This window comes from Tateyamaria omphalii (assembly GCF_001969365.1).
Classification (GTDB): domain Bacteria; phylum Pseudomonadota; class Alphaproteobacteria; order Rhodobacterales; family Rhodobacteraceae; genus Tateyamaria; species Tateyamaria omphalii_A.
Genome location: NZ_CP019312.1, coordinates 2,709,402 through 2,728,689, shown reverse-complemented (window position 1 = coordinate 2,728,689; position 19,288 = coordinate 2,709,402). Strand labels below are relative to the sequence as shown.

The 19,288-nt window shown below is 62.7% G+C and carries 19 protein-coding genes and 1 tRNA gene; 13 read left to right on the top strand and 7 right to left on the bottom strand.

Going from position 1 to position 19,288, the window contains the following annotated elements:
* Nucleotide 1: 1 nt before the first annotated feature.
* Nucleotides 2-1,300, top strand: coding sequence for a DUF898 family protein (locus tag BWR18_RS13505; RefSeq protein WP_076628960.1), 1,299 nt, complete (start codon nt 2-4; stop codon nt 1,298-1,300).
* Nucleotides 1,297-2,382 (top strand): M48 family metallopeptidase, encoded by a 1,086-nt coding sequence (locus tag BWR18_RS13500; protein ID WP_076628959.1) that lies wholly within the window; start codon nt 1,297-1,299, stop codon nt 2,380-2,382. The genes BWR18_RS13505 and BWR18_RS13500 overlap by 4 nt, the downstream gene beginning before the upstream one ends.
* Here the strand turns inward: BWR18_RS13500 and BWR18_RS13495 are convergent.
* Nucleotides 2,379-3,743 carry a cytochrome P450 gene (locus BWR18_RS13495; RefSeq protein WP_076628957.1) on the bottom strand — a complete coding sequence of 455 codons (1,365 nt, stop codon included), beginning with the start codon at nt 3,741-3,743 and terminating at the stop codon, nt 2,379-2,381. The two genes, BWR18_RS13500 and BWR18_RS13495, sit on opposite strands and share 4 nt — an antisense overlap.
* Nucleotides 3,744-3,850: 107 nt before the next feature.
* On the opposite strand from BWR18_RS13495, the gene BWR18_RS13490 reads away from it, so the two are divergent.
* From BWR18_RS13490 to BWR18_RS13460, 6 genes are all read left to right on the top strand, one after another.
* On the top strand, nt 3,851-4,459 hold the full coding sequence (locus BWR18_RS13490) for a hypothetical protein (RefSeq protein ID WP_076628956.1): 609 nt from the start codon (nt 3,851-3,853) through the stop codon (nt 4,457-4,459).
* A gap of 155 nt (nt 4,460-4,614) precedes the next feature.
* Nucleotides 4,615-5,790: an elongation factor Tu gene (tuf, locus tag BWR18_RS13485; protein ID WP_076628877.1), complete on the top strand. Its 1,176-nt coding sequence runs from the start codon at nt 4,615-4,617 to the stop codon at nt 5,788-5,790.
* A 596-nt stretch (nt 5,791-6,386) separates the two neighbouring features.
* Nucleotides 6,387-6,836, top strand: a complete 450-nt coding sequence (locus BWR18_RS13475) for a hypothetical protein (RefSeq protein ID WP_076628952.1) — start codon at nt 6,387-6,389, stop codon at nt 6,834-6,836.
* A gap of 214 nt (nt 6,837-7,050) precedes the next feature.
* Nucleotides 7,051-7,890: an FAS1-like dehydratase domain-containing protein gene (locus BWR18_RS13470; protein ID WP_076628951.1), complete on the top strand. Its 840-nt coding sequence runs from the start codon at nt 7,051-7,053 to the stop codon at nt 7,888-7,890.
* On the top strand, nt 7,887-9,125 hold the full coding sequence (locus BWR18_RS13465) for a CoA transferase (protein ID WP_076628949.1): 1,239 nt from the start codon (nt 7,887-7,889) through the stop codon (nt 9,123-9,125). Before BWR18_RS13470 ends, BWR18_RS13465 begins: the two co-directional genes overlap by 4 nt.
* Before the next feature lie 49 nt (nt 9,126-9,174).
* A tRNA-Trp gene (locus BWR18_RS13460) sits at nt 9,175-9,250 on the top strand.
* 9 nt (nt 9,251-9,259) lie between these two features.
* Here BWR18_RS13460 and BWR18_RS13455 read toward each other — a convergent pair.
* Nucleotides 9,260-10,147, bottom strand: coding sequence for a LysR family transcriptional regulator (locus tag BWR18_RS13455; RefSeq protein ID WP_076628947.1), 888 nt, complete (start codon nt 10,145-10,147; stop codon nt 9,260-9,262).
* A gap of 108 nt (nt 10,148-10,255) precedes the next feature.
* Here BWR18_RS13455 and BWR18_RS13450 point away from each other — a divergent pair, with 108 nt between their 5' ends.
* The 4 genes from BWR18_RS13450 to nusG all read left to right on the top strand — a co-directional run bounded on the left by BWR18_RS13450 (nt 10,256) and on the right by nusG (nt 13,040).
* Nucleotides 10,256-10,960: a type 1 glutamine amidotransferase domain-containing protein gene (locus tag BWR18_RS13450; protein ID WP_076628945.1), complete on the top strand. Its 705-nt coding sequence runs from the start codon at nt 10,256-10,258 to the stop codon at nt 10,958-10,960.
* Nucleotides 10,961-11,359: 399 nt separating this feature from the next.
* Nucleotides 11,360-12,040, top strand: coding sequence for a hypothetical protein (locus BWR18_RS13445; protein WP_076628944.1), 681 nt, complete (start codon nt 11,360-11,362; stop codon nt 12,038-12,040).
* A 98-nt stretch (nt 12,041-12,138) separates the two neighbouring features.
* Nucleotides 12,139-12,336 (top strand): preprotein translocase subunit SecE, encoded by a 198-nt coding sequence (secE, locus tag BWR18_RS13440; RefSeq protein ID WP_039689783.1) that lies wholly within the window; start codon nt 12,139-12,141, stop codon nt 12,334-12,336.
* 170 nt (nt 12,337-12,506) lie between these two features.
* A complete protein-coding gene (gene nusG, locus BWR18_RS13435) occupies nt 12,507-13,040 on the top strand; it encodes a transcription termination/antitermination protein NusG (protein ID WP_076628942.1) in 534 nt (177 codons plus the stop codon).
* 148 nt (nt 13,041-13,188) lie between these two features.
* Here the strand turns inward: nusG and BWR18_RS13430 are convergent, their stop codons facing one another.
* From BWR18_RS13430 to BWR18_RS13410, 5 genes are all read right to left on the bottom strand, one after another.
* Nucleotides 13,189-14,019 (bottom strand): glycerophosphodiester phosphodiesterase family protein, encoded by an 831-nt coding sequence (locus BWR18_RS13430; protein WP_076630314.1) that lies wholly within the window; start codon nt 14,017-14,019, stop codon nt 13,189-13,191.
* Nucleotides 14,020-14,087: 68 nt separating this feature from the next.
* Entirely contained in the window at nt 14,088-15,200 is a 1,113-nt protein-coding gene (locus BWR18_RS13425) for an extracellular solute-binding protein (RefSeq protein WP_076628940.1), read from the bottom strand.
* 43 nt (nt 15,201-15,243) lie between these two features.
* Nucleotides 15,244-16,071: an ABC transporter permease gene (locus tag BWR18_RS13420; protein ID WP_076628939.1), complete on the bottom strand. Its 828-nt coding sequence runs from the start codon at nt 16,069-16,071 to the stop codon at nt 15,244-15,246.
* Nucleotides 16,068-16,922, bottom strand: coding sequence for an ABC transporter permease (locus BWR18_RS13415; RefSeq protein ID WP_076628937.1), 855 nt, complete (start codon nt 16,920-16,922; stop codon nt 16,068-16,070). Before BWR18_RS13415 ends, BWR18_RS13420 begins: the two co-directional genes overlap by 4 nt.
* A complete protein-coding gene (locus tag BWR18_RS13410) occupies nt 16,919-17,965 on the bottom strand; it encodes an ABC transporter ATP-binding protein (protein ID WP_076628935.1) in 1,047 nt (348 codons plus the stop codon). The genes BWR18_RS13415 and BWR18_RS13410 overlap by 4 nt, the downstream gene beginning before the upstream one ends.
* A 151-nt stretch (nt 17,966-18,116) precedes the next feature.
* Here BWR18_RS13410 and BWR18_RS13405 point away from each other — a divergent pair, with 151 nt between their 5' ends.
* Complete coding sequence (locus BWR18_RS13405) at nt 18,117-19,232, top strand: ROK family protein (protein WP_076628934.1); 1,116 nt, start codon at nt 18,117-18,119, stop codon at nt 19,230-19,232.
* The last annotated feature ends 56 nt before the right edge of the window (nt 19,233-19,288 follow it).

Sequence of the window (19,288 nt, the reverse complement as noted above, 5' to 3'; positions counted from 1 at the left end):
TTTGCCGGTTGGTTTTGTCGGTCGCCGGGGCGCCGTGTTCTGGCTGGCCCTGAAAACCGGCTTCTGGTCGATCCTCACGCTGGGCTTTTACCGCTTCTGGATGAAGACGCGCCTGCGCCGCTATTTCTGGTCATCCATCCGCCCCGGTGGGCACCCGATGGAATATGTGGGCGACCCGTGGGAGAAGCTGCTTGGGTTTTTCATCGCTGTGGTGATCCTTACCTTTTACATCGGGGTCGTGAACCTGATCCTGATGTTCGTCAGTTTCTCGCTGTTTGACGGCAACGTCGCGGGCTACTTCCTCAGCTTCCTCGGTGTGATCCCGCTGTGGTTCTACGCCCGCTACCGTGCGCGGCGCTATGTGCTGGGACGCACCCGTTGGCGCGGTGTGCGCTTTGGCCTTGAGCCCGGGGCATGGGGCTATGCCTGGCGGGCCTGCGTGCATTGGCTGATCACGATCTGCACGCTGGGGCTGCTCTGGCCGCGCATGACATTCTATCTTGAAAAGTACCGGACGGATCGGACCTTTTTCGGCTCGGCCAAGCTGACCCAGGGCGGGCGCTGGACGATGCTCTACCGCCCTGCCGTGCCCTTGATTGCGGCGCTGGTCGCCTGCGGCCTCTGGACGCTGTGGGTCATGGTGCTTCAGCCCGTCGGCCCGGTGCTTGATCTATTCGTGCGCGGGTTTCTGGAGGGTGCATTCGGGATGGAAATCGAAACCGGTGATCAGAGCCGGGATCCGTCAAATGGCAATCTGAGCTTGACCCCGCCACAGGCGGTCTGGCGCATGTGGCTTTTGATCCCGCTCTTCGGGGCGGTCTATTTCGGTGTGGTGCACTACATCTTTGGCGCGCGGCGGGTGATGGCCAATCACAAGTCTTCCCCGGGCATCACCTTCACTTCGAACCTGCGCACCACCCGCGTTGCGGGCATTTATGCGGGCGGGACAACGCTCGCCTATCTGGTCCTTGTCTTCGGCATTCTGCTGATCCTGCTGTTGATGATCCCGGTCGTGGGCTTCAACATCTTGAACCAGATCGGTGGCATTGACGCGGATGCGATTGCGGGCATCCCCAGATGGGTGTCCATCACCGCCTCTGTTATCCTCTATTTTGCCGTGTTTCTGCTGTGGTCGGTGGTCTACAATACCTTTGTTACCTTCCCGCTCATGCGCCATATGGCATCGACCCTGTCGCTGCCGGAAAATGACGGGCTGACCGACATCAGCCAGGTCGCCCGCGATGAGTTTGCCGAGGCTGAAGGCTTTGCCGAAGCGCTTGATCTGGGGGCCGCGATATGACCAAGGCAACCTATTTCGACGGTGACACGCCGACGCCGGTGCCGGTCTACGTGATGCCGTCTTCTGATCGGGCCCATCTGGTGCTTGCGCGTGAGGACGCCGCCGACATCAATTGGCCCGTCGCAGATGTGCGCGCGGTCGAGGACCATCCCGCCGGGATCGACACCGTCCTGCGGCTCACCACTGATCCGGTTGCGCGGCTCTATGTGCCCAATGCAGGCACGTTGCCACCCCTGCCCAACCTGCATCGTGCAGCGCCGCCCGAAGGGCGCGGGCGATTGGCGCTGTGGGCAACGGGCGCTGTCGCTGCCGTTGCCCTGCAAATCGGCGTGCTGATCCCGCTGATGGCCGATCAACTGGCCAACTTCATCCCGCCCCGCGCCGAACGGGCATTGGGCGAGGCGACGTTCAACCAGATCCGCGATGCACTCGGCAACGACGCGCTCGGCCCCCTGCGTATCTGCGAAGCGCACGAAGGGCGTGCCGCACTGGACGACATGGCGGCCATTTTCGCTCCCGCCATGCCCGAAGGGACCGAAATCTCGGTCTTTGTCCTCAACCACCGCATGATCAACGCCTTCGCATTGCCCGGCGGCTATGTCGTCTTCTTCCGCGGCCTGATCGACGCGGCCGAAACGCCCGAGGAGGTGGCCGCTGTCTTTGCCCACGAATTGGGCCACGTGGTCAGCCGCGACCCCACCCGCCACGCCCTGCGGTCGGCAGGCAGCATCGGGGTGCTGGGCCTCCTCTTCGGCGACTTCGCGGGTGGCGCTGTGGTCCTGTTCCTCGCCGAACGGTTGATTGACGCGAATTACACCCAAGGGGCCGAAGAGGCGGCGGATACCTTTGCCCACGCCGCCCTCGAACAGGCCGGCATATCGCCCGCCGCCCTTGGCGATATGTTCCAGCGGCTCAAGGATGAGCACGGCGAATCAGACGGGATCGTCGCGCATTTCCTGTCGCACCCGTCGCTCTCCGACCGGATCGACCGCGCGGAAGCCGCCGTGCCAGACGGGCAAACATGGACCCCGGTCCTGACAGAAGACCAATGGGCCGCCCTGCAAGCAATCTGCGAGGACTAGGCCGGTTCTGCCGTTAGCCAAACGCCCCCCTCGGGGCGCAGGGTCAGGATCATCACCGGCTCTGGCTCCTTTCCGGGCACGGGTGTGAACCGGAAACGGCTGATCACCGTGGCCAGGATGATGACCGCCTCCTGCAGGGCAAAGGACGCGCCGATGCAGATGCGTGGGCCATCCCCGAAGGGCATATAGGCATATCGGTCCACCGACTTTCGGTCGGCAAAGCGGTCGGGATCAAAGGTATCCGGATCGTCCCACAGCAGTTTAGACCGGTGCAGCGCATAGATCGGGATGATACACGTGTCGCCCTTTCGGATCTCACGCCCGCACAGCACATCGTCTTCCATCGCCGTGCGCGACACCATCCCCGCAGGTGGATAGAGGCGCAGCGCCTCGTCAATGATGCAGCGGATAAAGGGCAGATGTTCCACATCCTCGCCGGTCGCCGCACGGCCCTGCAAAACGGCCTGCGCCTCGGCCCGCGCCCGATCCTGGATGGCGGGATCAAAGGCCAGCAAATACATCGACCAGGCCAGCGTCAGGGCGGTCGTCTCATGCCCCGCCACGATAAAGGTCAACAGATTGTCGCGCAGCTCGGCCGTGGTCATCTTGCGCCCGGATTTCGGATCTTCGCCCGCCAGCAGCAGGTCCAGCAGATCAGGCACGCCGTCGTGGCCCCGCGCCGCGCGCTCCTCGATGGCGCGGTCGGCCACGGCCTTTGTTTCTCGCATCGCCTGACCGGACACGACCCGGCCCGGGCGCGGCACCCAATCCGGCGCGCCCAGAATATCAAAGAGGGAAATCTTGCCCGCCTCAGAGATGTAATCCTCGATGGCGCGGTGCACGCCAGACCGGTCGAACGCCTCTCCACCGGAAAAGGTGACGTCGGCAATGACGTCAAAGGTCGTGTTCACCATCTCGTCCAGCAGGTTCACGGCACGCGGTCCTGCGGCGGCGATCCGATCGGCACAGCGTTCAGCGGCACCTGTCATGATGGGCGCCAGGTTCATCATGTTGCGATGGGTGAACACCGGGGCCGCCGTGCGCCGCTGCCAGCGCCAATCGGCGCCCTCGGCGATAAAGATCGACTCGCCAATGGCAGGCTTCAGCAGGTTCTTGGTCACAACGGATTTCGGATAGATGTCCAGATTGTCCAGCACCATCCGCTTGATGCCCGCAGGATCGGTGACCATGTGCCACCGCTTGCCGGTCTTGCCCGACACGATCGGCAGGCGCGTCGACAGCTCTGGAATGATGCGCAGCACGTTGCTGCGCGCCATTTGCAGGCTTTTCCAGATCCCCCATTCCTCGTTGACCAGCGGAACGCGCACGGGCAGCGGGCGGGGCAGGGCGGTATCGGGCATGTCTCCCTCCGTTCCTTACGTCATATAGGGACGCGTCCGCACCGGACAATTGCGCCAACGCCGCACCTGCGCTATCGGGGGGCAACAAGAACGGGGAGAGTGCAGGAATGATGCGTTGGGTCTTGGGCCTTGTGATGATGGCCGCGCTGTCGGCATGCGCCAGCAATCGCGATTTGGATGAGGCCCCCGTGCCGCTGGGTGATTTCCGGCTTGTGCACAATATCGTCGTGGCCGAAAACGCGCAGCGCGGCCCGCTCAGCCGCCCGGCGACCGAGGCGGAACTGACCGACGCCGTCAAGTCGGCCATGGCCGAACGGTTCGGGCGCTATGACGGGGCCAGCCGCTACCATTTCGGCATCTCGGTTGAAGGGTACGTGCTGGCGCAACCGGGCATCCCGCTCGTGCTGGCGCCCAAATCGGCGCTGATCCTCAACGTCACGGTCTGGGACGACGCCGCGGGCGGCAAGCTGAACGACGAACCCGAACAGGTCACCGTGCTCGAAACCTTTGGCACCGCGCCTATCATCGGCACCGGCTACACCATGACGGCAGAGGAACAGCTCAAGGAACTCAGTCAGAACGCCGCCAAGGCGGTTGAACGCTTCCTTGTGCGCCAAAGCAGGGAAGAGGGCTGGTTCACACCCGACCCGACAGCCGTTGCCACGCCCACCGATATTGATGCTGATGCCAACCCCGAAGTGCCTGCCGCACTGTAGGTCAATCGCACCAGTGCTTCGGCTTCTCAGGCTGCTGTCAGTTGCGCCTTGGACTGTGCCCAACCGCGCTTGATTTTCCCTTTCAATCGCAATACATGCCGCGCGAAGTGAAGCAAGGGGCGCGGTCCCCAGATCAACAAAGGGCGTCTGACAAGATGGCAAAGGAAAAGTTTGAACGTACGAAGCCGCACGTTAACATTGGCACGATTGGGCATGTTGACCACGGCAAGACGACGCTGACGGCGGCGATCACGAAGTATTTCGGTGATTTCCAGGCATATGACCAGATTGACGGCGCGCCCGAAGAGAAGGCGCGCGGGATCACGATCTCGACCGCGCACGTGGAATACGAGACCGAGAACCGCCACTACGCCCATGTCGACTGCCCCGGCCACGCCGACTACGTCAAGAACATGATCACCGGTGCCGCCCAGATGGACGGCGCGATCCTGGTCGTGAACGCCGCGGACGGCCCGATGCCGCAAACGCGCGAGCACATCCTGCTGGGCCGCCAGGTGGGCATCCCCACCATGGTCGTGTTCATGAACAAGGTGGACCAGGTCGACGACGAAGAGCTGCTGGAGCTGGTCGAGATGGAAATCCGCGAGCTTCTGGACAGCTACGAGTATCCCGGCGACGACATTCCGGTCATCCCCGGTTCGGCCCTGGCGGCGATGGAAGGCAACAACCCCGAGATCGGCGAAGAGGCGATCCGCAAGCTGATGGCGGCCGTGGACGAGTTCATCCCGACGCCCGAGCGTGCGGTGGACCAGCCCTTCCTGATGCCGGTCGAGGACGTGTTCTCGATCTCCGGCCGCGGCACGGTTGTGACCGGTCGTGTGGAACGTGGCGTGATCAATGTGGGCGACGAGATCGAGATCGTCGGCATCAAGGACACGCAGAAAACGACCTGCACGGGCGTTGAAATGTTCCGCAAGCTGCTGGACCGCGGTGAAGCGGGCGACAACATCGGCGCGCTCTTGCGCGGGATCGACCGTGAAGCGGTCGAGCGCGGCCAGGTGCTGTGCAAGCCCGGTTCGGTCAAGCCGCACACGAAGTTCGAGGCCGAAGCCTATATCCTGACCAAGGAAGAGGGTGGCCGTCACACGCCGTTCTTCGCGAACTACCGTCCGCAGTTCTACTTCCGCACGACGGATGTGACGGGCACGGTTCAGCTGGCCGAGGGCACCGAGATGGTGATGCCCGGCGACAACGTGTCGTTCGGCGTCGAGCTGATCGCGCCGATCGCGATGGAAAACGGCCTGCGCTTCGCGATCCGCGAAGGCGGCCGCACCGTCGGCGCCGGCGTGGTGTCCAAGATTACTGAGTAATCGGTCGCGCTTGCCGCGACCCGTGGGCGGCCCCTGCGACGGTGCCTTTGCACAGCAAAGGTCACGGGAGCAGAGCCGCAGCACCACGGTGGCAAGCTGAGTACCAATCGCAAGGCGGATCCCGATCCGCCCCGGACAAAACACGTAAGGGGCCGCGCAAATGCGCGGCCTTTTCATTTTTTGTCAGAAGATCCTTGCCAGGGTGCGTCAAACCTGGGCGAATATTTGAAATCTCCTTTTGTCGGCACCCTGCCAGCCGGAATGTCGTTATGCCAATTGGCTCTTTTTTCCGATCCTCTCCGCCAGCCAGAAAGGTGAGGCTCCTGCATGTCTTGAGGAAAGCGAACCGCCGGACAAGTTGATTGCAATCTGCGAAACTGCACTGGCGCGTGCGTCTGCGCCCAATGCCGATACACGCGACACAGGTGCAGTGGCCCGGTCCTTTGCCGGTCTCGCGTCATCTGGCCGCCCCCTGACGCTGATTGACATTGCTCTCGCGATGTCCCGCGAACACCAGGGGGGCCCGTCGTGAAAAAGCCTGGTTCGTTACTGACTCTGGTCGCCCGAAAGAAGGCGGGAAACTCCCTGAACCGGCGTTGCGATATGACGACGAGGATCCCTCGACCCTCCATGCGGGTGGCGTTGCCCCGTACCATCAAGGGGCGACCGGTGCTGCGCTGGCGCGCCTGAACAGGGTGATCGACACGGGCCAAGTACCCGCACATGCGCATCTCTGGCGGGCGAGGGCGAACCTTGATCTGGAAAACGACCGCCGGGCCATGGTCGTCGCAAACTATGTTGCGCAGCATCAGGCCGATGTATCCGGCGGGCCTGCGCGGAAGGCCCGTGCCCTCGATCCGGACGCGCGTTGTCCGTTGTATGACGTGGCGTTCATCGACGCGGCCGAAGGGCGATACAAAGATGTCGAAGCTGTGTTGCTCGACGCAGTGCGCCGAACCTGGTTTCCGCAAGCGACGAGGAAGATCGCGGAATCATTCTGCGCCGGATTGCTCTGTTCCGGCGGGTCTCATGTGCCGCAAAGCTGACGATCAACCCGCATAAGACGAACTTTTTGGCACGATCTGCTGTGCATTCTGCATCTGCGAAAGCGCGACCAAAGTGGCTGAAATCCAAGACTTCTCTTCGTGCTGCACCTGCAAAGTCAGCCGGACGGTATACGATGGTATCCCGCTAAGCCATTAAAATATATTGATTTTTTCCTTTTCGGCGCGCAATTTGCTTGGCACGGGAGGACATTTGATGGATCAGATCAACACAGCGGCGTGGGTCGGAAAATGCGCATCCGACATGGGGTGTATCGACGACGCGATGGCTACCAAGCTGCATGCCACCATCGGACGGTCGAACGAGGCGGCACCTCATGCTGGCGCACTCCTGCCGCCGCTTTGGCACTGGGCCGCCTTTCCACCCATGAGCCATGTTGAACATCTTGGCACCGATGGACATCCTGCTCCCGGCGCGCTGCTGCCCCCACTTGGTCTGCCGCGGCGTATGTGGGCAGGTGGCGCGCTCAGCTTTCACGCACCGATCAAAGTGGGCGACACGCTGCAACGCCATACCGCAGTCCGGTCCGTCGATACCAAGACGACCGACACCGGGCCCATGGCGTTTGTTACGCTCGATCACACAATCACCGGCCCGCAGGGCCTTGCCATCGAAGAACGTCAGGACATCGTCTACCTCCCGATGCCCGAACACTTCACACCTCCCAAGAAACGTCCCATGCCATCGGACGTTAGCGAACGGCTCGACGCATCACCGGCATTGTTGTTTCGCTACTCAGCCGTGACGTTCAATGCGCATCGAATCCACTACGATCTGGACTACGCACAACGGGTCGAAAAATATCCCGGCCTCGTCGTGCACGGCCCGTTGCAAGCGGCCCTTCTGATGCGCCACGCCACCGAAAAGGCAGGTCAGCCGCCCCTGTTCTTCGACTTCCGCGCGGTGCATCCGCTCTTTGCTGGAACGCCCGTCGAAATCTGCAGCACCGATGATGATGGCATCCTGTCGCTCTTCACCGGCCAAAATGGCCACCAAGGTATGCAAGCCACAGCCATGTTTGGAGGCACTCAATGACCCTTTTGACCGGAATGCGTGTCGTCGAACACGCCGCCTTTGTCGCCGTGCCGCTCGCTGGCATGACCCTCGCCCAGATGGGTGCTGACGTGATCCGTATCGACCGCCTTGGCGGTGGGCTTGATGCCGGGCGCTGGCCGCTCGCACCCTCGGGACAAAGCCTGTTCTGGGCCGGTATGAACAAGGGCAAGAAATCCGTAGCTGTCGATACACGCCATCCGGAGGGGCAGGCCCTTGTGCAGCAACTGGTGGCTGCACCCGGCGACGACGCGGGCCTCTTCCTGACAAACCTGCCGGCACGGGGCTGGCTTGACCATGAAACACTTTGCACGCTGCGCGACGACATCGTCAGTGTCACGCTCAAGGGCGACCGCCATGGCCGCCCGCAAGTGGACTACACGGTCAACCCGGCGCTTGGCATTCCGCACATGACAGGGCCCGAAGGGTCGCGTGACCCGGTGGCGCACGCCTTGCCCGCATGGGACCTGATCGCGGGCAACATGTGTGTGTCCGCCCTGCTGACGGCAGAGCGGCACCGCCTGCGCACGGGCGAAGGGCAAAAGGTGGAACTGGCGCTCAAGGACGTCGCCGCCGCCACCATGGGGCACCTCGGGATGCTGGGCGATGCCACGCTGAACCCGACGGATCGGACCAAGGCGGGCAATGCGCTTTACGGCGCTTACGGACAGGATTTCGTCTGCGCCGACGGCCGCCGCATCATGGTCATCGGATTGACGGGCCGACAATGGCGCGGGCTGGTGAAGGCCACCGGCACCGAAAATGCCATGCAGGCGATGGAACGGCGCTATGGAATTTCTCTCGCGGACGAGGGCGAGCGCTGGCGCCGCCGGGCCGAGATCACCGATATCCTGCGCCCATGGTTCGCGGCACGCCGCGTGCGCGAATTCCGCACCGAATTCGATGCGGCAGGCCTTACATGGTCCGAGTTCCGCACAGTGCGCGAAGCGTTGGCGGACGATGCTGATCTCAGCTCGGACAACCCGATGTTCGACATCCTGCACCAACCGGGCTTGGGCACCTACCCGGTGCCGCGCCACCCGGCCACCTTCGGCGCGGCAGACCGGTCGCCTGCACAGGCGGCCCCGTCTCTCGGCGCGCATACCGAGGAAGTGCTGGGTGACATCGCCCGACTGACAGACACCGAAATCGCGCACCTGTTCGATGCTGGCATCGTGCAATCGGAAAGCTACAGCGCGACACGCACGGCCGCCTGATTTCGCCCTTGCAAAGCGCCGGACTGGCGCGTAATCCAGTCCAGCGTGAAGGGGTATAGCTCAGCTGGTAGAGCGACGGTCTCCAAAACCGTAGGTCGCGGGTTCGAACCCTGCTGCCCCTGCCACGCTTCGATCTACCCCTCCTGCATAGCGTCCAGAAGAGTTTGCCGTGCAAACGCCACACGCGGGTGTCTGAGCGCGCTTTTGTTCCACACCAGATAAAACGACGCCTCCGGTGTCTCCGCGGGAGCCGCAACTTCAACCAGCGTCCTTTCGTCCAGCGCGCGCACGCACAGATAGTCCGGGATAACGGACCAACCGGCGCCCGCCTCGGCATAGGCGCGCAACGCGCGAATGTCTGGTGCGGTCACGACAGGCATGACGGGGCCCAGGTCGATCCCATTGGCCGCACACCACGTTCGGATCAGGGGCAGGTTGCTGTCATAACTCACATACCCCTCCTGCCGCAGCGCGGTCTGTAGATCTGCCGCATCGTTCAGTCGCGCGGCAAGCGCCGGGGCGGCCACCAGCAACAAACGCTCGGACCCGATCCGCGCCGCATCCAGTTGGGGATCGGCAGGCTTGGACGCAGTACAGGCCAGATCGACCCGACCCCCACGCAGCATATCATAAAGCGCGTCACGCCCACCGAATTGCAGCCTGATCTGCAACCCGGCCTGCCACAGGGCCGACAGGGGCTGCGCCATCCACTCGGCCATCAATTCCGCAGGTCCCGCGATATGCACCGTTCCTGTCAGACTTGTGGAGCGCGCCTTGAGCGTGGCAAGCGCCGCCTCGGCCCGGTCTAGGCCGTCGCCGATCTGTTGGGCCAGGTCGTCCGCCAGCGGCGTCGGCGCCATGCCCCGCGCGCGCCGCACGAACAGGGGGCGCCCAAGCTGGGCCTCAAGCGCAGCGACATGTTGGGACACCGCTGGTTGGGTCAGTCCAAGGCCCCGCGCCGCGTCGCTGATGGAACCACGGCGGTGTACTTCCACAAAGGATCTGAGGGTCTGCAGGTTCATGGGATAGACATAAGGAAATTTATAGATGTGGGTAAATCAGCTTTGGTTTCATTATGGAACGAAATGTCTACCTCTTGCGTCAACCCCACAGCACAAGGAGACACTCGTATGACCAATGCAAACATCCTGATGATCGCCACGTCCGCCGCGCAGATGGACAATGGCGAAGCGACCGGCCTCTGGCTCGAAGAGCTGACAACGCCATTCTACGCCTTCACCGACGCGGGCGCACAGGTGACGCTGGCCTCGATCCGGGGCGGTGCGATCCCCGTCGACCTGCGCAGCATCGCGCCAGAGGGCGAGAATGACGCCTCGGTCGAACGCTACCTCAAGGACAAGGAGGTGCAGGACGAGGTCGGCGCCACGCCCCGCTTTACCGATATCGACCCCGCCGGGTTCGACGCGTTGTTCCTGCCGGGCGGTCACGGCACGATGTTCGATTACCCGAATGATGCGGACCTGCACGCGCTGATCGAGGCGTTTGACCGCGCGGGCAAAGTCGTCGCTGCCGTCTGCCATGGACCCGCAGCACTGGTCGGCCCCAAGGCCGAGGACGGCACGCCGCTGGTTCAAGGGCGCCGCATCGCTGCCTTCACCGACAGCGAGGAACACGCCGTCGGCTTGCAAGACGCCGTGCCGTTCTTGCTGGAATCCCGGCTGAAAGAACTTGGCGCCAAGCACGAGGCGGCACCGGATTTCGAACCCTTCGCCCTGCGCGACGGCAATCTCGTGACCGGTCAAAACCCGGCCTCCGCTCAGAAAACGGCCGACCTCGTGTTCGAAGCGTTGGCCGACATCCGCAAGGCGGCCTGAGACCCAGACGGCGTCGCGATGTTCCGGGCGGGTAGCACTATAGCTGCACGATACGACATTGAGTGACGTGACCAACCCAACCTAGGCAGACCGTGCGCAAACGTGCGTGCGGCCTGCCTAAATATCACAGACTCTGAGTCGCCGAATGCGCCGAAACTGTGAACGGGCGCTGCACACTTGCGACACAATCCGCGCAAGGTCGAAACAGTCCGGCGAGGCCGCCAAGGACTGTCTCGCCCCGGTCCACAGTGCCACATTCTCGCCACATCCCTGACACCGACCGCCCTTATTCCGGCCCTAGCTTCGCCTCAACCGCGTGACGCGGCCCCTATCACACGCCCGATCTGCCCGGGCCGGTAAAGAGAGCCCCGATTGGTAACGGGGCAAGGAAGCTGCCAGATGAAGTACACATTGATCCCCGGTCAATCTCACACCGCAAGCGAGGAAGAGACGATGTCGATGATCCGCTCGGTCCTGACCGACGACACCGACACGGTTCCCGCGCAAGCCGACCCGACGCCCGCGGTGGTCCGCCGCGCCTTTGTCGAAAAAACGACCGCACCCATACCCCGCCGCCGGGCGGAAGACCTGCCAGACCTCGCCGAGGCGGAGGACGCGTCCGTTCCCCGCCCGCGACTGACGTCTCGGATCGCAAAGGCCCTCCTGCGCCCGGTGTCGGGGCTTGCCGCTCGCATCCGCACTTTCCAACCCACGACCCGCCACATCGCCCTTGCGCTGTCGGCCCTCCTGTTTGTCCTGCGCCCGCATTGGTTCGTGATCGGCGCGGTGCTGGCCGTGATGCTGTCGGCCGGCACGTTCCTCTTGCTGGGCGCCGACCGCATCTGGCGCGGCGTGCTCGCCTGGCTCGACCGGGTCGAAGCGCGCGACCCCGCCCGCGCCACCGACCTGCGCGTCAAACTCGACACCTTCGCCTACCGCTGGGACGCCGTGCTCGACATCTTTCCCGACGGGATGGTCGACAGTCTCTACATGCCAGACTTCCAGGCGATGCAGCGGGCCGACATCGACCACCAGCAAGTGGTCAGCGACCGGCTGAGCCGTATGGCGCACGAGGGCTGAGCCATCTCTCACAAGTGACCAGGGCGGGAGCAATCCCGCCTTGAATTCATTTCGTCCTGCCGTTACATGCGGTCCATCCGCAGCAAAGGACATGATCCATGGCCACCACCAATCCACTTCAGTTCATCCAGCAGGTCCGCTCGGAAGTGTCGAAAGTGGTGTGGCCGACCCGGCGCGAGGTGTTCCTGACGACTGTCATGGTGTTCATCCTGTCCGCGCTGACCGCCGTGTTCTTTGCACTGGTCGACATCATCATCCGCTGGGGCCTGGAAACGGTCCTCACGACCTTCGGCTAGGACCGGACCGGGGCGCACCTCTTGCACTTTGAAATGGCGCAGAGTATTTCCCACACCTGATCTGACACAGGCGCGCGGCGATTCGAGCCCCGCGCCACTTTTTATTCCGGGCAGCGGTTCACGAACGCCGCACACCCGGCAAAGCAAACGGGCGAGGGGCCAAACAAGACATGGCAAAACGGTGGTATTCGGTCAGCGTTCTTTCGAACTTCGAAAAGAAAATCGCCGAGCAGATCCGAACCTCGGTCGAAGAAAACGGGCTTGAGGATCAGATCGACGAAGTGCTGGTCCCGACCGAAGAAGTGATCGAAGTGCGTCGTGGCAAGAAGGTCACGACCGAGCGCCGCTTTATGCCTGGCTACGTGCTGGTGCATATGGAAATGTCCGACCAGGGCTACCACCTAATCAACTCGATAAATCGCGTCACCGGCTTTCTTGGTCCGCAGGGCCGCCCGATGCCCATGCGCGACGCCGAGGTGAACCAGATCCTGAACCGCGTTCAGGAAGGCGAAGACGCGCCCAAGCTGATGATCAGCTTCGAGATCGGCGAAAAGGTCAAGGTCAACGACGGCCCGTTCGAGGATTTCGACGGCATGGTCGAGGAAGTGGACGAGGACAACCAGCGCCTCAAGGTGACGGTGTCCATCTTTGGCCGCGAAACCCCGGTCGAACTGGAATATACCCAGGTCACCAAACAGATCTGATCTCGCAGGCTTTGTGAAACGGAAAGGGCGCACCTCGATGCGCCTTTTTTCCGTTCAAGACCTCGGGGACCGAACGGAAACATAACTGACACCCGCCGCCCGGGCATCCACCCGCACTGATTGTGATGCTTCGCATCGAGGCCCCTCGTTACGCAGCAGCCTTCAAAAAGGCGGACAGGGCAGCCGGTTCATCAGTCTGGATCAAACGGATCTGCGCGCGGGCCAACGCGCCCCAAACCGCATCCGGATCCACCAACGCCTGGCTGTCGGTTTTGGGACAGGACGGCATTGCATCAAGCGTATTCACAAAAACCTCGGTTTGGACGGAACTGCAAACCTCGGCCACGTGCAGAACGATCTCCATATCGCGACACAGCACCTCAACGAGGGGAAAGCGCGCTTCGACAATCAGGTCGCGGATCTGGGCAACGGTGCCCGGATCAGCAAAAAGGATCGGCTTCACGATGATCCCAGTTGCGTCTTCCATCGCGCGCAGGGCCTCGTAATCGGCGCGGCAGTTGACCTCGCGCTTCAAATTCACCTGATCCTCCATACCGGCGGCCTTCACGGCGGTCGCAACCGCTGTGATTTGATCCGGGAACTTGGTGTCGATGTCGAGGTAAGTCCGGTCCTTTGCAACGGCCAAAGCGTCTGACAGGCTGGCGATATGTTCGCCCGTCAGGGGGGCGTCGCCACCCATGCCCTCGCGCAGCCTCACATGCCGCAGGTCGCGCCACAGACGCGGGGCAGCGGCCCCAATGGTGTCGGTCGTCCGGTCCAGCGTGCGGTCGTGCAGGCAAAACAATGTACCGTCCCAGCTTTGCTGGACATCGAGTTCGACAAAATCGTAACCGCGATCTGCGGCTTCCTTGATTGCCAGCGCGGAATTCTCCGGCGCATGATGCCAGGCGCCGCGATGCGCCACGATGGCGCCTGTCCAGCTGGTGTCATTCAGAAACGTGCGAAGTGGGGGGCGCATTGCGATCTTTCTTTCAAGGGGGGTGCGGGCCAGCATGAAAAACACCGGCCCGCAGATATTTGCGGCGGTCAGCGTTCCAGGATGACCTGCTCGATAAACGCCTTCTCCAGCTCGCCGCGGAAGGGTTGCGCGCCCCATGCGGTCTGGTTCGCCCGCTGCGCATTGGGGACCAGTGCGGCGCTGTCATCGGCTTCGGCGTGCATCGGCGCGGTGCCAAAGGTCTGGTTGAACATCGTCTGCACATCAGCAGAGGTGAGCCAGTGGATCAACACCGCGGCAGCGGCGGGGTTAGGTGCATTCACAGGGATCGCAACACCGTTTCCACCGCCGTTCATGCCGAACTCGGGGATATAGAACTTGATGTCGCCCCGCACTTCGCCGTTGTTCTGCAACCCGGCAAGGTGATCTTCCCAGGCGGGCACCATCCACAACTCACCATCCGACAGGCGCGTGATGCTGTCGACATTGGACGCGGTGACGACAAAGTCGTCCGCCTGCTCCTGGAACAGGGCAAAGCCCTTTTCCGCGGCCGTCAGCCGTGCGTCACTGACCTCTCCGTCCGCCATGTCCAGGTCGGCGGTCACGCGGATCATGTTCTGAAAGAACGACGGGCCGGAGCCGCCCTTTTCATAATTGAAGCCGAACTTGCCGGGGTTCTCGGCCCAGAATGCAGCAATCTCGTCGGCGGTCTGGGGCAGGTCGGCCTCGTCCACATGGGCGGGATCATAGGCGATGCCGGTCTGATTGCCCCAATAGGCGACGACATGGCCCTTGCCGTCCACACCCAGCAATTCGCCCACACGGCCCTCATCCTCGGGCAGCATATCCAGCGGCAGGAACAGCTCGGTCACATCGACTGTGTCAAAGTCATTAAAGCCCCAGGCAAAGACGTCGATGTCGCCAACATCGCGACCACGTTCGGCCAGCATCTTGTCGGCGTTGCCTTGCCCGGTGCCTTCGGGAATCGTGACCTCGATCCCGTATTCCGCCTCAAAGGCTTCGACGACGGGGCGGAACCGATCCTGGAAGTACCAGACATACCAGCTCACTTCGCCCTCTTCCTGCGCTTGGGCAACAATGTCATCCCAGCTCATCTTGGACAGATCGGTTGCCGGACTTTCGGCAAGCGCAGCGCCTGCCCCTATTGTGAGGGCCGTGATCGAGGTTAGCAGCATTTTCATGGGTAGGATCCTTTGTTGGGGTTGCAGAAAACGGGCGCCCTGATCAGGCCTTGCCTGAGGACAGGGACGGGTTCGCGGATTTCAGGAACGCCTCGAGAAACAGCATCAGGATGATGTTTGGGACGACCAGAATAAGGGACAGCACCGCTGCATCAGGACGGATGAAATCCTGGCCCAGCCGCGAAAACAGCAGCGTGGGGACGGTGGTGAAATCGGGCGATCCGACGACGAATGCGATCGCAAATTCCTCGATCGACTGGATGAAGACGATCAGCAGGCTGGCAAAGATCCCCGGACGCAGGGCGGGCAGATAGGCCGCACGGAACCGCGCGACGGGCGACGCGCCCAGATCACGCGCGGCGTCGATGTGATCCTGCCGCACTTGTTCAAAGCTGACGGTCAGGATGCGGATGGCAAAGGGCAGGAACAGGATGCAATGGGCAAACAGGATCGCGAGGAACCGCGACTGCGTCAGGCCCAGCTGGAACAGGATTGCCGTGAAAAAGATCGCGGTGACAAACCCCGGAACCACAAGGGGCAGCAAAACAAGCAGCTTGGCGGCCTCCCGGCCTGGAAACGGCACGCGCGCCAGGCAATAGGCCGTGGGCATCGCCAGCAGCAGCGTCACAATCGCCGTTGTTGGCGCCAGCGTATAGGAATTCAGGAGCGCAGGCTTCAGCGCCGAGTTTTCCCACATGTTGGTCCAGCGAAAGGTCGACATCTCCGGTGGAAGCAGGTTGTCGGGCGTCCAGGGTTGCGCCGGATCGACGAGCGACCACAGGATCGCCATCGTGAACGGGATGATCAGCCAGACGGCGCAGATGATCAGCAGCGCCCCCATGAGAACAGAGTTGATCCGCGCTTGCGTCATCGGCTTGCGGGCCCCCGCAACAACAGGCGCGCGATCACGGCCAACAGAAGCGAACCCACCAGCGCGATGACCATCAAGGTGACCCCGACCACCGCCGCCTCGTGCCAGCTCGTCTGCCGGACAAAGACCATCAACTGCGCCAGAGACTGCCGGTTCGTCGGCCCCGCGATGACCTGAAAGCTGAAATCCGCAACCGCCCCGATAAAGATGATAACCAGCGCTGCCTGCATCGCCGACAGGCTGAGCGGCGCGATGATCTTGCGAAACCGCGCAAAGGTGCCCGCACCCATGTCGCGGGCGGCATCCAGCACGTCATCGGGAATGGCCTGCACCGCCCCTGTCAGCAGCAGGAGGGCAAAGGGCATGTTTTTCCAAGTTTGCAGGAACAGAACGCCAAAGGCCCCGCGATCATTCTGCAAGCGGCGCGGCGCGTCCCACAGCCCGATGCCCTGCATGAACTGGTTCAGGATGCCGTGAAACGAAATCACGTTGATGAACAGAAATGCGGCAACCAGCCCCTGGACCAGCAAGGGCGCCTTGAGGATCGCACCGACGGTGATCGACCCGCGAAACGGTTTGCGCAGCCAGATCGCCAGCGGATAGGCCAGCGCCACCGACAGAACCGCCGACCAAACGCCAATGTAGATGGAGTAGCGCACTGCACGCGTGTACAGCTTGCGGTCCAGCATCTCGGCCCAATGCGCCACTGTCAGCACACTCTCGCCGTTCAGGTTGTAAAGCCCAAAGGACTGCGCCACCGCGATATAGACCACCATCCCGATCATGCCCACAATCAGGCCAAGGCCCGGCGCCAGCAACAAAAGGACAGTGATCCAGCGCCGCGCCGTCATCTGAGCGGCTCCAGCATCAGCACGTCACCGGGATCCAGCGCAAAGGTGATGTCGCCTCCGACAATGGCGTCGCTCGCCGCAACCTGTAGCCGGTAAGTCTGACCGCCCGTCGCAACATGCAGATCCGTGAAATGCCCCTGAAAGGCGCGGGACACGACGGTGCCCGTCAGCGACCCCTCCGGCGATACGTGCGCGCGTTCGGGGCGCCAGGCGATGTTGATATGCTTGGCTTGCGGGTCGTTGACATCCCGGCTGACAAGGCGACCCATGCGACTGTCAAGCAGCCAGCCGCCGCCATCAGCCTCACCAATCACCTCTGCAGGCATCACGTTGGCGTTGCCGATGAAATCGGCGACAAAGCTCGTCGCGGGCGCGTGATACAGGTTTTCGGGAGTCGCGATCTGCTCGATCCTGCCATCACGCATCACGATGACCCGGTCGGACAACGCCAGCGCCTCGGACTGATCATGGGTCACATAGACGGCGGTCAGGTCGTTGTCCTGCTGTATGCGCTTGATCTCAAGCCGGACCTGGTCGCGCAGCTTGGCATCCAGGTTCGACAGGGGCTCATCGAACAGGATGACGCTCGGCTGCATGGACAACGCGCGGCCCAGGGCAACCCGCTGCTGCTGGCCTCCCGACAAGGCATTTGGCAACTTGTCGAGCTGTGGCTCCAGCGACAGCTGCTGCGCAATCTGCGCCACACGGGCGACGCGGTCCCGGCCCGCAACGCGCTTCTGGCGCAAGCCGAACTCCAGATTGCCGCGCACGGTCATATGTGGAAACAGGGCATAGGACTGAAAGCACAGCGCGGTATCGCGGTGCTCCGGCGGGGTGCGGGTGACATCAACGCCGCCAATGTGAATGCGGCCCGCCGTCGGGTGCAAAAAACCCGAGATCATTTTCAACAGTGTCGTCTTCCCGCAACCTGACGGGCCTAGAAGGGTCACGAACTCGCCTTGCGCCACGGTGAACGACACGTCTCCGACCGCCGTGAACTGGTCAAACTGCATGGTCAGGTTGTGTGCAAGAATATCAGACATGCAGAGTGTCCCTCGTGGCGCGTGCCTTTATTACTCAATGTGAGTAATAAATTTGTGACAGGCCATCTTTTTCCAGATGACACCCGACATGGGCTTCAAATCATTGGTATCTCTGGCATAATCGGCAAGGCCAATCCCGAGGTGCGGACACATGTCCTTTCCATTGTCGCGCAGCGCGGCTGAAATCGTTGAAATCGCGCGCCGGTATCCGCAGCTGCCGCGCGCCGATTTCGCGCGGCACACGGTGCTGTCACAACAAAGCATTCACCGCATCACGGCGGACCTTGTGGCGCGCAATCTGCTCGCCGCCCACGCGCCGGTGGCCGAGGGGCGCGGCAAACCAAGCCCCGGCGTGTCACTGAATGGGGCAGGGGCTCACGCGACCGCAATCTCGATCAATACCGGAAACGTGATTGTTGCAACCGTCGACTTCTGCGGTGCCAACCTGGTGACCACACGGCTGGACGTCGATCCGAATGATCCCGCCGCCGTGCTCGAAGAGAGCCACGCCGCGGCTGCCAGGCAGCGCGCGGCACATGACCTTGATGATGATCGCTTTGCCGGGGTCGGGGTGTCGATGCACGGGTTCCGGCTCAGCAGGGATGGCGCCTTCATGACCCCGCCACCGCTGTCGCAATGGGTCGACCTGCCGGTCAGCCCGATGTTCAAACCGGTGTTCGGCCCCCACGTCTTTGCAGAGAACAACGCGACGCTGGGCGCCATCGCGGAATCCTGGGTCGGGCACGGGGTGACGACACCAACCTTCGGCTACCTATCGTTCAACCATGGCTTCGGCGGCGGCATCATCCACAACGGCAATCCGATCTTCGGCGCCAACGGCAACGCGGGCGAGATCAGCACGATCTACTCGCAAGACGTGGTCGAGCGGCGTCCGCGCCTCGCTGGTCTCATCCAGGCGCTTCAGACGCATGGCGCTGACATTCAGGATATCTCGCAACTTGACGACGCCGTGCGCCGCGACCTGCCCGGCCTGCAGGACTGGCTCAAAGACGTCATGCCCCAGCTCGATCTCATCGTGCGCGGCCTGACCGCGATATTGGATCCCGAAAAGATCGTGTTCGGGGGCGAGGCGCCGCGCGTCCTGCAAAAAAAGCTGCTGGAACGTTGCGCGCCCCGTCGCCCTGACAGGTTCGGACGCACCGCACCCGCGCCGCTGCTGGTGCCCAGCCTCGTCAAGGGCGACCCCGCCTTGCTTGGCGCGGCGATCCAGGTGTTTCGCAGACGCATCTTGGCGAAACCCGCCTGAGCGGTTCGCAAATCCAACAAGCAATGCGATGGCGAGTACGCGGGCGCTTCCCGAAA

Bases quoted from the DNA above. Each gene is read 5' to 3' on its own strand.
- tuf (WP_076628877.1), top strand. From the start codon at position 4,615: ATGGCAAAGGAAAAGTTTGAACGTACGAAGCCGCACGTTAACATTGGC.
- BWR18_RS13450 (WP_076628945.1), top strand. From the start codon at position 10,256: ATGACCAATGCAAACATCCTGATGATCGCCACGTCCGCCGCGCAGATG.
- BWR18_RS13425 (WP_076628940.1), bottom strand. From the start codon at position 15,200: ATGAAAATGCTGCTAACCTCGATCACGGCCCTCACAATAGGGGCAGGC.
- BWR18_RS13420 (WP_076628939.1), bottom strand. From the start codon at position 16,071: ATGACGCAAGCGCGGATCAACTCTGTTCTCATGGGGGCGCTGCTGATC.
- BWR18_RS13470 (WP_076628951.1), top strand. From the start codon at position 7,051: ATGGATCAGATCAACACAGCGGCGTGGGTCGGAAAATGCGCATCCGAC.
- BWR18_RS13445 (WP_076628944.1), top strand. From the start codon at position 11,360: ATGAAGTACACATTGATCCCCGGTCAATCTCACACCGCAAGCGAGGAA.
- secE (WP_039689783.1), top strand. From the start codon at position 12,139: ATGGCCACCACCAATCCACTTCAGTTCATCCAGCAGGTCCGCTCGGAA.
- BWR18_RS13455 (WP_076628947.1), bottom strand. From the start codon at position 10,147: ATGAACCTGCAGACCCTCAGATCCTTTGTGGAAGTACACCGCCGTGGT.
- BWR18_RS13410 (WP_076628935.1), bottom strand. From the start codon at position 17,965: ATGTCTGATATTCTTGCACACAACCTGACCATGCAGTTTGACCAGTTC.
- nusG (WP_076628942.1), top strand. From the start codon at position 12,507: ATGGCAAAACGGTGGTATTCGGTCAGCGTTCTTTCGAACTTCGAAAAG.
- BWR18_RS13465 (WP_076628949.1), top strand. From the start codon at position 7,887: ATGACCCTTTTGACCGGAATGCGTGTCGTCGAACACGCCGCCTTTGTC.
- BWR18_RS13500 (WP_076628959.1), top strand. From the start codon at position 1,297: ATGACCAAGGCAACCTATTTCGACGGTGACACGCCGACGCCGGTGCCG.
- BWR18_RS13405 (WP_076628934.1), top strand. From the start codon at position 18,117: ATGTCCTTTCCATTGTCGCGCAGCGCGGCTGAAATCGTTGAAATCGCG.
- BWR18_RS13415 (WP_076628937.1), bottom strand. From the start codon at position 16,922: ATGACGGCGCGGCGCTGGATCACTGTCCTTTTGTTGCTGGCGCCGGGC.
- BWR18_RS13495 (WP_076628957.1), bottom strand. From the start codon at position 3,743: ATGCCCGATACCGCCCTGCCCCGCCCGCTGCCCGTGCGCGTTCCGCTG.
- BWR18_RS13490 (WP_076628956.1), top strand. From the start codon at position 3,851: ATGATGCGTTGGGTCTTGGGCCTTGTGATGATGGCCGCGCTGTCGGCA.
- BWR18_RS13430 (WP_076630314.1), bottom strand. From the start codon at position 14,019: ATGCGCCCCCCACTTCGCACGTTTCTGAATGACACCAGCTGGACAGGC.